Here is a 15,651-nt window from a genome sequence, read left to right as displayed (position 1 = left end):
CCCGACAGTCAGACCATCCGTTGACAACACACACACTGAATTGAGCCTCGTGAAGACCACGCCCGAAATCATCGTCATCGGTGAAGCCCTGACAGACATCGTCGAAACGGACGACGGCGCCGCCGAGTATGCGGGCGGTTCGCCTATGAATGTCGCCATCGGCCTCGCCCGGCTCGGCCATGCGGTAGCACTCGTCACACGCATCGGGTCGGATGCGCGGGGTGCCGAGATTGCATGCCACGTGGAGGAATCCGGGGCGCGAATATTTGCCGGCTCGATGGTCGACGAGCCCCAGTCGACGGCGAAAGCAGTTCTCGATGCCACGGGGGCCGCGACCTACCAGTTCGATATTCGCTGGTCGCTGGACTCCATAGGCACGCTCCCCGAGGTGGGGGTGCTACACACCGGTTCCATAGCCGCATTCCTGGCGCCCGGCGCAGCCGATGTGCGCCGACTGCTATCGGAAGCGGGGGAGGACGCCATCGTGACCTTCGACCCCAACATTCGGCCATCGCTGTTGGGCTCCGTCGAGGCCGCACGACGGGTCGTCGAGGACCTGGCCGGGCTCGCGACCATAGTGAAGCTCAGTGACGAAGACGCCGAGTGGCTCTACGGTGAGCTGACCCTTGACCAGGTTCTGGATCGCCTGCTCGATCTCGGCCCGGCCCTCGTCATCATCACTCGCGGCGGCGACGGGGCCATCCTGGCCACCGCGACCGACCGCGTCAGCGAACCTGGCGTGCGGGTGACCGTCGCCGACACCATCGGCGCCGGCGACTCGTTCATGAGCGCCGTCATTCACCGCCTGGCGGAACTGCTGGCGGACGGTGTCGCGCCATCCGCCATCCGCGACGGCAGCGCCCTGGACCGAGCCGAACTGGAGCGCCTCGGGGCCTTCGCCGCCGCCTGCGCCGCGATCACGGTCTCCCGCACGGGAGCGAATCCGCCCGTTCTCGCCGAGCTCCGCCCCGTCTGACCCGCGCGCCCAGTGGCGCCTTCACGAAATCGACGTGTGCACGTGGCGGTCTTCCCCGACACAGCGCCGGGGCGCGAGCCGAGCGAGCAGGATTTCCTGAATTCGCCACGGGGGTGCGGGGTGCGGGGTCGGGGACGCGGGGCATAAAAAAGGCCACGCCCTGGGAAACTAGGGAGTGGCTGTGGTGGCCCCGACCGGCGTCGATCCGGTGACCTTTCGAGTAAGAGTATCGCTCTATCAGGGGTTTCTGCGGGCTATCAGCTTCTTTGATTTACCCAGATCAAGGGTACTTTCTTATGTCATCTGCTTTCGTTGCCTATCACTGAATCTGCGGAATAGATGCGGGGTTCGGTGAAAGTCTTGGGGCGCGCAGTCGGTCTGGCGCAACACTTTTCGTCGCGAGGAGGGGGGCGGAAGTTCGCTGAGAGGCCCCGGCAGCGCATGCGGTTGCGTCCTTCGAGCATCGGGGTTGAGCTAGTCATTGGACACGCGTCCCCGCCACTTCGCAGTGCCGCCGGTTGAACGTGGTGACGATAACGGCCGCGGCACCCGATTCTCATCCGAGCAGGTCACCCTCCTCGCTAGAAGGAGCACGTTAGCGTTGGTCTATGTCTACATCGATGGCCCAGGGCGCCCCTGGAATGGCACGCTCGCTAGGCATTCTTGAGCGACTGCAGTCCCCCGGTCGTGACTCGTGAGCCTCACGGATGAATTAGGGGATTCTGGTTCGCCTATACGCGCGTACATCGACGGGATCTCACCGGTCTTGTCAACGGATAGGGGCGGAAAAGACGGGAGGCAAGCGGCGGCCGAAACGCTGGGCCTTGTCGAGCTCGCGGCGAAAAGGGCGATCCTTTTACCCCTCTCTGGGGTGGATGTTGCACGGGCGGGAACGGCCATCGACTTCCGTGTGCGCATCGCGTTGGGGGGATTCGATGCTCATAACTCGGCTGCAGCTACGGGCGTTGCAGAGCTGTACATGCACCAAGATGAAGTCGAGAACGGCTCCCACCGGGCGAAGATCATCTCGGAGGTGTTCGACGTGGCCGTGCAGATCCTCGAGAGTCCCTCCAGCAACGCCGACCTGGACCGTGCGGCGCTTTTGCTCGCCCACTGCGAACAGATGCATCGCGACATGAAAAAAGTGCTCAACGGGTCGGTCGGGAAAGCGTGCGATCTGGCCGCCGACGGCCGGGAGTTCGCGGACAACCTCGATACGCCCTCCTTGGAAGATCTCCGCTCGATGATGGAGTCAAACGGCGCTCAGGTAGACCAATGGCGTATGCAGATAGCCAGTGGTGAGCGTTTCGAGCCGAACCCAGTGTTCACGGGTTCGATGCTCGTCGGTGGCGCGGATGCCGATTGGATCATCGGGGACGTACTCATCGACAGCAAGGCGTACGCGGACCTCACAGTTCCGAAGCTGCGCGACTTCCTCCGTCAACTCCTCGGCTACGTCATGCTCGACTGTGACGACTCCCTGCGCATCCGGACTGTCGGAGTCTGGCTACCCAGACAGGGCCTGACGAAGACGTGGGGGCTAGAGATACTCCTCGGCGGAGACCCTGATGAGCTGCTGCCCACGCTGCGACAGGGATTTCTCAAGGCAGCTGACGGTCAGCAGATGGGTATCCACGCCCCAGTCACGCAGCATCGCAGAATCCAGATCCTCGCGGATAACAAGAACACACCGCAATACATGCTCATTGAATTGGCAAGGCACGTTGATTCGGGCATCCGCTTTCGTATCGGGCGGAACGCGACGCTCCCCGAGGCGACGATGCGGGAGCTAGCGCGGGACAGATACGCATCAGTCCGCGAGGGCGTAGCGGGTAATGAAAGCGCGCCAACGGACGTGCTGACAGCGCTGGCCCAAGATCGAAGCAGCGTCGTCCGACGTGTGGCGACGGCCAATCCCCGGACGCCCAAAGCTCAACCCAAGTCGTTGGGGGCGGCACCTGTCATCATGAGTTTCTCACCGGAGCACCTGCCCATCGAATCGGTGACCGGCGATGACCTTGTCCAGCCCCGCGGTTCAGGGCGCGCCGTCGTACGGATCTTGCAGGACCGCGATGACGGGGCGATCGACAGGCGATGGCTTTGGCAGTTCCTGGCTCTCACGAGGGGTGCCACGTCGGGCATTAGATCTCGCATTCCTCTCCCGATGGCCAGTGATTACTGGGCAGGGCAAATGAAGCGGTCGACCGCTATTCCCGACGCGCTAATGGTGGGAATCCCCGACATCGTGAAGATGGACCTCATCCGTAGGGACCGCCCGGACTGGGTGAGACAGATAGTCGCTGTGGACCTGCCCGTCATGGAGTCCTCAGCGCTGGCCGCGCTTCTCGCTGATGCCGATCCCGAGATTCGCTGGTCGGCGCTTCAGCGCAGTGTCGACGTTCCAGACGATCTCTTCGGTGGTCTGCTCGGTGAGCTTGCGGCCTCTCGGAAGGAGCGCATCCGGTTCCGGACGGAGGGGGACAACCCGCCGTCCTGGGTTCGCAGCCGCACCCCTGGCGAGTTCGACAAGCAGACCCTGGAGCTTGTCGCATCTCACCCCTCGACGCCTCTTGCCCATCTCCGCGACCTTGCGGGAACGAAATCTGGCGACGTGCTCGTGGGTCTTATCGAGAACTCCGCTCTGCCTGCAGAAGATCTCGCTCTTCTTTTGCCACGGATGCGTTCAACGAAGTCCTTCGAGCCTCGCGAACGGCTCGCAGCCTCGAGTAAAGTCCCCTCTGCAGCCGCGAGGCTCCTCGCCCGCGACCGAGATGCTCGAGTGCGCGTAGCAGTGGCGGGAAACGCGGCAACGCCCTTCGAGACGCTCGTTGGCCTGGCTGAAGATCAGGACCTGTCTGTCCGCCTAGCGGTTGTCGCAAACCCGAGAGCGCCTGTCGCACTCGCGGCCCCCACTGCCGAGACCCTCCTCAAGACCATCACCGACGAGGAGTTGCTCGATGTGCTCAGAACCGTCGCAACACGTGCTGACCTCGAGCTGACGGACGAACTGTTTGAAGACTCACTTGAGCGACTCTCCAAGAGCCGCGTTCGTGACCCAGACCTCCGCCGAATCGCAGCCGAACACGAACGCACGGGCACTCGGACCCTGGTGCGTCTCGCCAGGAGTGCCGACGAGTACGTGCGCAGCGTCGTCGCGGGGAATTCCCGGACGCCATCTGAGATGCTTTCAACACTGGCTGCCGATTCGGTTCATCAGGTGCGGGCGGCCGCGGCGGGCAACGAGAGCCTAGACCTAGCCCTGGTAGTTGTCTTGGCGTTCGACGACGAACCCACAGTGCGGGCACGAGCCGCGGAATGCCCGCGGCTTGATGCTTCTGTGCTGGGTGACCTGCTCGTCGATGACGACCGGGCCGTGCGGACAGCTGCGTTCAGAAATCCCGCGACGACCGCGGAGTACCGCGAGAAGGCCACGGCCGCCTGGGACCAAGCACACCCGGTGTCACCCACGAGCAGAGCAAAGCTCGAGGAAATGGCCGCAAGCACGCGCGCCGAAGTGAGGGTGCACGTCGCCCTCGACCGCCGCACGCCCCCGGACATCCTTTGCCTTCTCGGTGGCGAGCGGGGTAGCGCGCGGGTGAGACGCGCCGTCGCTGCCAACCCGAATACGCCTGCGTTGACCCTCGCTCTTCTCGCCGACGATACGGACGCGGAAGTGCGACAAGCAGTCGCATTCAACGGTGTGACGCCACCCGAGGTTCTGGCCGCACTCGCGGGAAGGAGCATCGACCTTGCCCTTCTGGTCGCGATGAACCCCGACGCGCCGGTTGGCGTCATGGACGCCCTCGTCGAGGACGAGGACCCGCTCGTGGGATACATCGCGACCGCAGCTCGGGCAACTCGTTCGGCCTTGGCTAGTGAAACAGGCGGCGTGCCGGCCGCACTCCGCGCGGTCGCGTATGACACGGACCCCGACGTTCCTACTTAAAGGCGATCACTTCCGCCTTAGGCCTCCCGATCGTCGAACGTGCCCCTCACGGTTAGCGGCGGGTTGCGCAACTGACGACGACTGCTGAACGCACGTGGGTGTACGAAATATCGATGACGAGAGCTTGGGCCCAGGATCTTGGTCGTAGGCGGCGCATGTCATGCTCGAACTGTGATCGAGAGAGAAATCGACTTTGCAAGACCCCGCAGAATGCGGTGTGGGTCCTGTCGCCTTGAGTGGAGCGTCAACGCCGAGTGGCTGGAACGCTTCGATCGGGCGCTCGTCGGCTGCCCGTGCTGCGGCACCGACTGCCAGAGCGAGGATCACCCCAACTTCTGGGTCGCACAAGAGGATGCAGCGCATGATGATTCGCTGGTGCGCAAACAATACTGGTATCACTCGACGACCCACGCCGATTGGCCGAACAGGGACTTCGACCCAACTGCATTGCTGTCAGACGTAACCAAGAAGCGCATGGAGCAGCTGGGTAGTGGGGGCGGGGGTCTCGGACGATGGGCAGAACGGCAGAGGGCGAAGGCGCTCCACATCGGTACATATGAGGCCGCGGTAGAGAATATGTTCAGGCGAATGCGAAACCAAGACGGATCAGCTGAACAGTTCTACCTCTACCGAGTGCGGCTCAGCCCGGACTGCGTTATCGAGTTCGGAGTGCAAGAGGAACCGACTGACTTCGTGGGCGATGCTCACTTGGCCGACGTGTGCGGTGTGGGAGTGAACACGTTCCGCTACGTGAATACACACGAGGACCCCTCAAGCATCTCCCTTGCAGTTGAGATCGATGCGTTACACGTGGTCCAGCGGATCCGGATACCCCTAGAAGTACCTCTGAGTGACCCGTGGGTGGTTGAGGGCACTGAACGGCTGCTTGACGCGGCTTCGAGGCCCGCGCCGTTTCCAAAGACAGCCGTAGAACGTCTGCGACGTATGCCTTCAGCTCTCGCCGTGGAAGCACAGAGAATAGAAACGGACGCGTCCACACATTTGCCGTTGGAGCTGCGCGACAGAATCAGTGCAGCCTTCGAGGAAGCGAATTTTCACACGGAACCCAGCGCGTATCCCGCAAAGTTGCGCGGACTCGTCCAGCTGGTCGGCAACCCGCAAGCCGTGCTCCACTTGCTTGACTGCGAGACCTGGCGTCTGGTGTGAGTTGACTGTTGCGGGGATCTCGCGCAGTGCAGGTGGGCTTACGACCGACTCTCCTATTTGGCGAGATGTCGAGCCCAAAATTCATCGTCCGTCCACGTCTTGGGAATGCCCATACTTGCCAGGTTCATAGCTGGACGCGCGCTCACGAGGTCATGCAGGCGCTGTGCCCAGGTGCTGCGTGGTGATACTACGTCGAGGACTGCTTGGAGAGACACCAGCACCAGGTAAAGGCGCTTTTCCGAGCGCGCAGGCAGGGCATGGTCATCCTTCAGCCAGGAGATCGAACTTGAGTTCGGGATCGCAGGGTTGACACCGATTCCAACGTTCCATAGGCGACCATGATGTGCGCAAATATTTCGGACGCGCACATACGTTCGCATCCATGACAGGAGCACCGGCTCGGTCAGGCCGATGCGGGCTGCTATCGCGCTCTTGTCCGAACGCAGCCGCAAGTTGTCGATCGCGCCGTTGAGCTGACCGATAGTAAGCGCCTTAACCATGAGCCACGAGGGCGGCAGTTCAGGGGTGCCGTAGGTCAGTAAATAGTGTTCAAGCGCGGAGCGGTGGACCACCGCGCGATCGTCTAGAAGGAGCTCGTCATCTTCAAAATCAAGGGACACTCCTACCCGCTCGGCGGTGCTAGAAAGCCTCTTCTCGGAAGTCTCACGAACCATGTCCAGAAGTCGTACATGCCTCCCCCTTACGATTTCAGTGAGATGCCCATATCTAAGTGGCGCATGACCGTCTGCAATGGAGCAATCGCTATCTCACTGAAATCGTAAAGGGGACATGCCTTCTGAGATCACGGAAGTGGGACGGGTCGACGTACCAGTGCGGATCTGTGTACGTCGTCGCCATATGATCGGTGAGCGCCGCGCGAACTGCGACCTCGACACGCTCTAATGCGTCCATGACGAGAAGCCGCAGTGCGCGGTCAAAGATGTAAAGATCCAGTACGTCATCGAATGCCGCTCCGTCGCGGAACAGATGATCTGGCTGTCCCTGCTGAAATGGGATCGTGTAAGGCGAGAGACGGAAGTAGCCAATGTGCCGCAGATATCGTGAGGCCCGGTCCGGATCTGGAATCAGCAGGCCGCGTTCGGACAGCCGATCGACTAATTCGTCGAGGCCCAGAGCTGATTTGTCGTAGTGAAGAGTGCCGCGCGGCCGCGGCTCTCGAGGCGGTCGACGCATCAGTGCTCCTTATGTCCGGGCAAAGAAAATCCCCCAAGTGCGCTTCCAAGGAGAGGCGTGGGGGATGTAGTGATTTGACCATAACACAGATCAACGACGCGCCAAGATGACGACCTCCATCAGGTCAGATAGCGCTTCGGTCCTGCCATGGGTAGCCGGCCTGTACGTGGAGTCGGATGCCGTGGTTCATTTGCGGCAGTGAGGTCGTCGAGGTAGAAGACCCGCACTCCGAGCCGTGTCAGCGTTGCGAGTACGTCGGCCTTAGCGAGACGTATCGTCGAGTTGGGATTCCCCCAGGCGCCGAGGACTTCGGAGACTCTGTAAGCGACGATGACCCGTTCGATTGCAGCGCAGTTCGCTGCCGAAAGTGCGGGGTCGAAGTCTGAGAGATCCCCCGGTGACGTCTCTCGCTCCGGATACAGGTTGAGCATGATCCACCCCGGGAAGCCGTGATCAACGCTCGCTTCGATGATCCGATTGACCGTCTTGTCCGAAGCGTGCTCGTCGGCACGGGAGGGGTTCATCCCGATGGCGACGAGCGGGGGATCGGTCAGCGAAGCATGAGTCGTGCATCCCAGCAAGAATCTGTATGTCATCGCACTGGGGTTGGGGTCCCAGAACGTGGGCGTCTGTCCCGGGGAATAGTCAGTCATGGCTCGTAGTCTCCCACTAACGCGCGTCCTCGAACGGGTCCACGAGGCTGTGAACGCCGTGCTTGGCGCAGACAAACGCGATCTTCATTCCTTCTACGGTCGCCATCGCCTCAGGCACGAAGCCACGTCCGTACTCGGCACACGTCCGGTGCCAGCCGGGTCCCAGACAGTGATCTGGACGTCGTTGGGGATCGAATGGGCGCGTGATTTGCCTCCGCCGAAGCGTCCTCGATGGCCCATTGTGCGACACCTAGGTGGCCGCTAGTGTGTCGCGACCATCGGCAACCGTATTCCCCATCCGTACGGCCACTCCGCTAACCCTGTCAAATTTCCCAAGCGGAATGGTGTGATTATGAGCACATGAGATTTACTGCGGACGTCGACGTTCCCGAGGAACTAGTGGCCTCTTCTCTAGACGGTTCTCTCGTGCTGTTCGTGGGCGCCGGTGTCTCACGAAACGCCCCCTCCAACCTGCCTTTGTTCAACGGGCTCGCTTCCCAAGTTGCAGAGCTTCACGGGGAGACATTCAGCGAAGAGACAATGTCGGCTGATGCCTACCTCGGTAGGCTCATCGATCGCGCCCCGATTGCCCGAGAGCAGGCGAAAGGAATTCTTGGATCACCCGCGTCTTTGCACAACAAGACCCATACCGCGATCGTCCGACTCGTCAGCAATACAGCGTCGACCCGGCTCGTCACCACCAATTTCGACGAGCATCTTACGTATGCCGCTACCGCGGCAGGAATCGACCTGGGCGATCGTTTCAACGGGCCAGCCGTTCCGCTCGCCCGTGAATTCTCCGGAATCGTGCACCTTCACGGGACCGTTCTACGACCCGCAAATGAGCTGGTGCTCACTGATGGTGACTTTGGGCGCGCTTACCTGACTGATGGATGGGCGCGGAGGTTTGTGCAGGAACTTTTCCTGAATCGTGTGGTGTTGTTCATCGGATACTCACACGACGACACTGTGATGAAGTACATCGCTCGCGGCCTGCCCCCGACCACAAAGCGCTTTGTACTGACCGACATCGGAGAACACCACAAGTGGATAGATCTTCACATCACGCCGGTTCAGTATCCAGCTGATAACGACCATGAGGCTCTGCCGCAGGTCCTGGACGCATGGTCCGACCGGCTGGCAATGGGACATCTCGATCACCGGTCGCGGGTGAAATCTATCGTCGGTGGTGGTCTGCCGAAGACTCCTGTCGATGAGGACTACCTGCGTAGTGCGATCACTACGCCGGTGGGCGTGCGAGCGTTCGCTGATGAAGCTACAGGTCGGGACTGGCTTTCCTGGGCTGAGCAACAGCGTTCATTCTCTGACCTGTTCGCCGCTGGCAGCCTCACTTCGGATTCGTCGAGGCAGCTCGCAAACTGGTTCGCTGGGAACTACCTTCTCAACGAATCTTCCGTCGAGCTTGCGCTTGGGACGATTGCTCGTTTGGGGCCAGTAGCAAACCAGGTCCTCATGCAGGCACTGTCCTATGGCACGTACGACCTCCGGCAATCCAACCCAGCTCTCTCTGTCCGGGTTGCGACGATATTTTCGGCGGCGTTGCGGACGGATGCAATCGAGCCCGAGCAGAGCTGGATGATTGCCCAGGCGGCGCCGTTGGGCAGTGCATCAGTAATGCCGTTCTTGCGCCGAGCGGTTCTTCCGCGGCTCGTGCTCGCCGAAGCCCGTTCATGGCTCGCATCGCCCGACGCCGACGCGCCGCCCATCATTGATGCCAAAATTGCCTGGTCCGGTAATGAAAGCGATGTCAAGGTGATGCTGGATGCTGCACGCACCGACTTCGAAGCAGGCGCGGTGAATGTTCTGCAGGTGTTGGAACAGGCGCTCCGAGACGGTTATGACCTTCTGGAATGTTTCAAACCCGATTCCACTTGGGACAGCTGGTCCTTCCGCCGATCAGCAATAGAGCCTCACACGCAAGACGATGGGCGCGATTTCGAAAGCGCGCTAATCGATGGCCTCCGTGATGTGAGTGTGCTGCTCGGAACCTCCGACACCTCTATCGTGAATCGTTGGCTAAGGGATCCCTTCCCGATTTTCCGGCGGCTCGCGGTTCATGCGCTGACAGAAGACGCGCAAACGGAGAGCAACGACAAGGCGGACATACTGTTGTCCGCCGTCTCGCTTTTCGACCGCCAAGCCAAACACGAAATTTTTAGATTTCTCGCCAAGGCCAGCCCCGGACTGGACAGCAAACACCGCGAGCAAATTCTCAATCGCGTCCTCGAAGGCGCGCCGCCTGTCGACTTGCCAAATGCTGAGAGATTTCGACGACGTGGCATTTTCGACATTCTTGAATGGTTGACGCGTTCCGTCACTGACTGGCCTGAACTTCAGGTGGCTCTCGAGGCGATCCTGGTGGAGGAACCGGACATGGGCATCCGGCCACACCCAGACCTTGATCGTTTCATGACCTCAGGTGTCTGGGGTGGCACCCTCCCCTTCGAAGTGGACGACTTCGTTAACCTGATCAGGGCTTCGGGAGCGACGGCCGCAATGAGCGCATTGCTTGATCGCGACTACAGTGAGCGGGAATTCGGCCAGCCAGACTGGGACGATGCCTTGTCGTTGGTTCGTTTGGTAGTTGAGAAGCATCCGGATCTTGGCGCGGATCTGCTTGGAGTGCCGGCCGGCGACCGTGCGACCGACATCGCGTCCGCAGTCCTGCGTGGGTGGGCGAGCGGCACGCTCAGTGACACTCAACTTGCAACGGCTACAGGTAGCGTCGAACGCCTCAGCGACAACAGCGACCTCGCTCGGGCTATCGCCGAGTTCGCGCTGGGGGCTGTAGACCAGAAAATCGACTCGCGCCCTCCGTACGAACTAGATCGGCTGGACCGACTTTGCAGACTTGTCTGGGACCAGAATGTTGATGCGTTCGAACAGCCAGATACTGACGACTGGACATCCATAGGGCTGAATACGTGGCCAGGCCTAATTGCGCAATATTGGGTAAACCGGATACGGCTCAGGTGGCGCGTGTCGAGGGACGATTGGAGCTGCCTCTCAGATAATGAGCGCGAAGCACTGTCCACCATGCTCGGGACAACGTCTGCGGCAGGTGAGGGCCCCCTCGCAATGATCGCCGGAGAGGTGTATTTTCTCTATGCAGCAGATCCGGAGTACACGAAACAAGAAGTCTTCCCCGGTTTCGACAGCGTAAACGCGGCACATGCGAATCAAGCTTGGACGAGCTTTCTCTATCATCCTCGACTCGACGACCGTATGCTCGATGACGGATTCTGGGAGCTGCTGCTTAATGCCAGCACCCTCGCTCACGGCGCGATTGACAGCCGCGTGGAAGAGCAGTATTGGCAACTTCTCGCAGCGATCGCCACGCAGTCTTCAGCAACCTCTGTCGACAAACCTGCGCTCATCGACTTCCTAGCCGCCGGAGAAGTCGCTGGCCTCGCAAGCTTCTTTGAGGCTCTCGCCTATGCACTTTCTGAGCTGGATTCGGCCGAAAGCATGCGGGTGTGGAACGCCTGGTTACGTGAGATCCTCCGAGGGCGAACACAACTCGTACCAGGATCTCTGTCCAGCTCCGAAAAGACGGCGTGGGGGGATCTGGCTCTCAGATGCGGTCCTGCCGCCGCGGACGCCTTGACCTTAACCGATGCCATTCCTGGCCCGCTCGGATCAAAGACCAACTTCGATGATCTGCCCGAGGAGTTCATTAGGGCAAATGCAGACCTAATTGCAGGCGTCGTCCAGCGGCGAACGATTGTGACCTCAGATCCAGGCTGGCACGTTGTCCACGAACTTGGAGCACTGGTCGGAAGGTTGAAGGACGCTGGGGCGGACCCGGTGGTGCTGCGGGAGCTCGTTGAGGCTGCACTCGGAATTGGAATTCACCACGCAAGTCAGTGGCTCGGGCTCTAGTCCCTAGACTGCCGCCAACGCAGCATACTTCCCTGAGCCGCTCAGGGCGGCGTAGAGGGTCTGTCGTGATACCCCGAGGTTCCTAGCCACCAGAGCCTTCGGCACGCCGGCATCGACCCTCGCGCGGGCTTCAGCGATATGCTCCAGCGTGAGCTTCGGAGCCTTCTCGTATTTCCCATCTCGCTTGGCGATGGCGATGCCCTCTGCCTGTCGCTCGCGGATGGTCTTGCGTTCAAGCTGAGCAATGGCGGCGAGAACAGTGAGCATGAACTCGCCCTGAGGGGTATCTGAATTTAGCGCCGGGTTGTCGACGAACTCCAGCGCGACACCCTTCGCCTTGAGCTGTTCGACAAGCGCGAGGAGGTCAGTCGTTGAACGTGCGAGGCGGTCCGGTGACTTCACCCGAACCCGGTCGCCATCGCGCACGTAGGTGAGCATCTCTTGGAGCTGGGCTCGGTCGTGGGTGTTCTTGCCCGAAACTTTCTCGGAGAACATCTTGTCCACCGGGCCGAGCGCTTCAACCTGCCGCGCTTCGTTCTGGTCAGCGGTGCTGACGCGCACGTAGCCAACCACTTGCCCTTTGTGTTCAGTCATGTCTAAGATCCCCCGTCGCTTATGTCCAATAATACCGGACACTGACCCTGATTGACGTGCTTCTTGTGGACTTGGTCGCTTTTTGGCGGCGGTTCTTGCTCGCTATATGTCGTCAGGTGCCGATGACGAGAATGCTTGCGGCGGCTTCGATGACGTCGTCCGTGATGGCTTCGAGCTGGTTTATTTTGAGCACTCGGGCTATTTGTGGGAAAAGTCGCTCAAGGAGTCGGAAGTTGCCGCGGGTGATGCGTTCGATCGCGGCGATGGCTTGCGCGTCGGTGAAGTCTTCCGGGTCGAGGGTTTTGCCTAGCCGGGTCCAGTGTCGGTCGAGAACGAAAATGAGTTCGTCGCGGCCGAGGGCGCGGTAGTGGTGGGAGAAGCCGAGACGGCTGTAGAGCTGGGGGTAGTGCCGGAAGCGTAGGTCGATTCCGGGCATGCCAATCAGGATTATCGCGAGGTGAGTGCGATCGTGGTGGTCCCTTAGTAACTCCAGGGCTGTTGGGGTGAGTCGTTCGGCTTCGTCGATGATGAGGAGGTCGACCCATTTGGTGAACGAATTGCTGGGTCGCATTCCGGCGAGCTTTCCGACGGTGTGCTGGTGTTGTTCGACGCAGATGCCAACTTTGCTTTGCCAGTAGTCAATGTCACTCATCAGTGTCTTTTGGCGAGTGGCGCTTGATGGTAGCGGTAGTCCAGGCACCTGGTAGCGCAGTTCTGAAGAGCCGGTAGCGGCCCGGGTTTTGCGCCCGGGCCGCTTCGGTCACTCCCAGTAGGTCTCGTGGGCGCGGGCTTGGTCGTTGCGGTGCCGGCGCATGTCAATCTGGCCGAGGTTGATGATCCGGGCGTTGTTGGCGAGGCGGTTCACGATCGAGTCCGCGGCGACCCGGTCGGGCAGCTCGGCGACCCAGTGCTTTGGCCCGGTCTGCGAGGCGATCATCGTGGGTAGTCGGTGTTCCCTGTTCGCGAGGATCGCGAACAAGTCGCTGGCGGCGTCGCTGTCGATGCCGACTGTGAGGAAGTCGTCGATGATGAGCAGGTCGATGTTGGAGAGCTCGTTCAACAGCTTCTGATGGGCGATTCCGTCGCCGCGGGCGATGACAAGCCTTCGGGCGAGGTCGTCCATCCGGAAGTAGAGAACGGAGTGCTCACTCTGGCAGGCGCCGATGGCCAGCGCGCAGGCGAGGTAGGTCTTCCCGCCTCCGGTGGGCGAAATGATGAGGAGGTTCGTCGCATCGGAGCGCCAGTCATGGGCGGCATAGCGTCGCATTCTGACTGGGGTGATCCCGCGCCCGTCGCGGTAGTCGACCTCCGCGACCGTGGCCCCCGGGATCGGGAAAGCAGCTTGGCGGATGAGCTTGTCGACCTTGTTGATACGACGGGACTCCAACGCGTCGTCGACCGCGGTCAGGAACAGCTGCTCGGGGGTGAGGGTGTCGTTGCCTTCGTCTTGGATGAGTTCCTCCAGGCGCGTCGCGACGTGGGTCACGCGCAGGGCCCGGAACTTGTCGTAATCGATGCTGGTGAACATCACTTCCCCTCCTCGTCGCCTGCGTAGTGGGAGGCATCGCGGACGTAAACGTCCGAGATGGTGTCGCGGAACACGACCGTGTTGCTGCGTTTGCCTGTCGAGGCTGCCGGGGTCACCGGCCGGGGCTTCTTCGCGTCACTATCGATCGCCGCCATCAACCGTTTCAGCGTCGAATACGTCGGATGGGTGCCTCGGTTCACGAGTGCCTGGCAGGCCGCCTCCAGCCGTTCCCGGTTGTTCTTACCGAGCCCGTCGAGGATGTTCTGGCAGGCCAGGTAGCCCTGCGCCTCGATCACCTGGCTGTCGAGGATGTGCTCGATCACCGTGACGGTGGCCGGCCCAACGCTGCGCGCCCGGTCGATGAACCACCGCCTTGACCACAACCCGTCGATATCGCGGTGCTGCGGCGGGACGTGGTCCGGAAGAGTCGAGTACTGGCCTTTCCTCCCCGTCAGCCGAGGATGTTCGCAGATGCTCTCGTGCCCGTCGAAGACCGTCACCAGGGACGACGTCAGCCGAACCCGCAGCAGCTTGCCCGCCAACCCGAAGGGCACGGAATACCGTTGCGTGTCCGCGGTGACGTGGTAATTCCGGGCCGCCTTCAGCTCCTTCCACTGCACATCCTCGAACCCGGCATCGGGCAAAGGGCCGAGCAACTCGCGCTCCTCCATGTCGAAGCGTTCCCACCTGGTCGTGTCGTCGGCGCGGCGGATGTCATGGTTGATCTCACGCACGCGCTCTTCGATCGCCGTATTCAACTCGCTCAGCGTCGTGAAGACGTCGTCCTCGAGGTAGCCGATGACTCGTTTGTTGACCACGTTCACCGCGTTCTCCGCAGCCGCCTTATCGCGGGGTTTCTTCACTCGGGCCGGGACAATCGCGGTCTGGTAGTGATCCGCGAGCTGCTGATACCTCGCGTTGACGACCCGCTCCGCATCGCCCTTATGTGTCTGGTGAGTGGAGGTCGTCGGGTTGTCCGGCACGACGATCTGCGTCACGCCGCCGAAGAATGCGAACGCTCGAACGTGCGCATCGAGCCACGCCGGGGACTTCATATCCGCGTAAGCTCGGCAGAACAGAAGCCCTGAAAACGGCAACACCGCGACGAACAAGATCGCTCGGACCACCTCGCCGGTGATCGTGTCAACGATGTCCATCGTGTCGCCGGCCCAGTCGACCAGCATCGCCCGACCCGGCTCATGGCGCAGCACCGCGACGAGATCGTGGGTGCGGAGGTAGCCGGTGAACAGGGCGCAGAACTGCGAGTACCCGTACTTTTTCCCGGCGTCCTTGGCGTCGACGTACCGACGCCACGCCAGCAGCAACGTGAAGTGCCGGTTCGCCTTCATTGATGCCAGAACCCGAGACAAGTCGGGCTGGTCATACTCCGCCGACACTTTCCGGCGCCCGTCGGGGAACCATTCCGTCAGCTCGGCGTCGCTGACCGCGACCGCCGAGGTGACACCTCGTTCCTGGACCTCTTGCCGGACCCGGGCGACGTCGCGATGCGAGCACCCAGCGATCTCTACGACTTCGCGGTAGCTCCGCCCCTCGAGCAACAACCCCAATATTTTCCGATAATCCGCCATGACCCGCCCTTAACAATGGAACGACAACGCCTTGCGCGTTGTCCTTCCACAGCCCAGCAGTTCATTAGCGCCAGCGCTACCGTGTTCCCGGAATCCTGCTA

Annotated in this window: 10 protein-coding genes and 1 pseudogene; 4 read left to right on the top strand and 7 right to left on the bottom strand. The window is 61.3% G+C overall.

All coding sequences use genetic code 11. From position 1 onward, the window contains the following. Positions 1-49 precede the first annotated feature (49 nt). From BJ997_RS16375 to BJ997_RS16365, 3 genes are all read left to right on the top strand, one after another. A complete protein-coding gene (locus BJ997_RS16375) occupies positions 50-976 on the top strand; it encodes a carbohydrate kinase family protein (RefSeq protein ID WP_338080929.1) in 927 nt (308 codons plus the stop codon). An 871-nt stretch (positions 977-1,847) separates the two neighbouring features. Continuing rightward, positions 1,848-4,922, top strand: coding sequence for a hypothetical protein (locus BJ997_RS16370; RefSeq protein ID WP_152602093.1), 3,075 nt, complete (start codon positions 1,848-1,850; stop codon positions 4,920-4,922). Between the two features lie 171 nt (positions 4,923-5,093). Beyond that, positions 5,094-6,089, top strand: a complete 996-nt coding sequence (locus BJ997_RS16365) for a hypothetical protein (protein ID WP_152602092.1) — start codon at positions 5,094-5,096, stop codon at positions 6,087-6,089. Positions 6,090-6,142: 53 nt separating this feature from the next. Here the strand turns inward: BJ997_RS16365 and BJ997_RS16360 are convergent, their stop codons facing one another. The 3 genes from BJ997_RS16360 to BJ997_RS16350 all read right to left on the bottom strand — a co-directional run bounded on the left by BJ997_RS16360 (position 6,143) and on the right by BJ997_RS16350 (position 7,936). Next, a complete protein-coding gene (locus BJ997_RS16360; protein ID WP_052542015.1) occupies positions 6,143-6,763 on the bottom strand; it encodes an Abi family protein in 621 nt (206 codons plus the stop codon). 88 nt (positions 6,764-6,851) lie between these two features. Continuing rightward, positions 6,852-7,283 (bottom strand): Abi family protein, encoded by a 432-nt coding sequence (locus BJ997_RS16355; RefSeq protein ID WP_052542014.1) that lies wholly within the window; start codon positions 7,281-7,283, stop codon positions 6,852-6,854. Positions 7,284-7,402: 119 nt separating this feature from the next. Beyond that, positions 7,403-7,936 carry a DUF1643 domain-containing protein gene (locus BJ997_RS16350; RefSeq protein ID WP_052542013.1) on the bottom strand — a complete coding sequence of 178 codons (534 nt, stop codon included), beginning with the start codon at positions 7,934-7,936 and terminating at the stop codon, positions 7,403-7,405. Between the two features lie 360 nt (positions 7,937-8,296). Between BJ997_RS16350 and BJ997_RS16345 the strand changes: the two genes are divergently transcribed. Next, on the top strand, positions 8,297-11,839 hold the full coding sequence (locus tag BJ997_RS16345; RefSeq protein ID WP_035835648.1) for an SIR2 family protein: 3,543 nt from the start codon (positions 8,297-8,299) through the stop codon (positions 11,837-11,839). Positions 11,840-11,842: 3 nt separating this feature from the next. On the opposite strand, the gene BJ997_RS16340 is transcribed toward BJ997_RS16345, so the two are convergent. The 4 genes and pseudogenes from BJ997_RS16340 to istA all read right to left on the bottom strand — a co-directional run bounded on the left by BJ997_RS16340 (position 11,843) and on the right by istA (position 15,550). Beyond that, positions 11,843-12,433 carry a recombinase family protein gene (locus tag BJ997_RS16340; protein WP_035835647.1) on the bottom strand — a complete coding sequence of 197 codons (591 nt, stop codon included), beginning with the start codon at positions 12,431-12,433 and terminating at the stop codon, positions 11,843-11,845. Positions 12,434-12,545: 112 nt separating this feature from the next. Continuing rightward, positions 12,546-13,115, bottom strand: a pseudogene (locus BJ997_RS16335) (AAA family ATPase); the annotation flags it as partial. Positions 13,116-13,193: 78 nt separating this feature from the next. After that, on the bottom strand, positions 13,194-13,961 hold the full coding sequence (locus BJ997_RS16330; RefSeq protein WP_035840905.1) for an ATP-binding protein: 768 nt from the start codon (positions 13,959-13,961) through the stop codon (positions 13,194-13,196). Next, positions 13,961-15,550 (bottom strand): IS21 family transposase, encoded by a 1,590-nt coding sequence (gene istA, locus BJ997_RS16325; RefSeq protein WP_035840902.1) that lies wholly within the window; start codon positions 15,548-15,550, stop codon positions 13,961-13,963. Before istA ends, BJ997_RS16330 begins: the two co-directional genes overlap by 1 nt. Between the last annotated feature and the right edge of the window lie 101 nt (positions 15,551-15,651).

It is taken from the genome of Cryobacterium roopkundense (genome assembly GCF_014200405.1).
In the GTDB taxonomy this organism is placed as follows: Bacteria; Actinomycetota; Actinomycetes; order Actinomycetales; family Microbacteriaceae; genus Cryobacterium; species Cryobacterium roopkundense.
The sequence above is the reverse complement of the archived record's forward strand: the minus strand, read 5'-3'. Positions and strand labels throughout refer to the sequence as shown.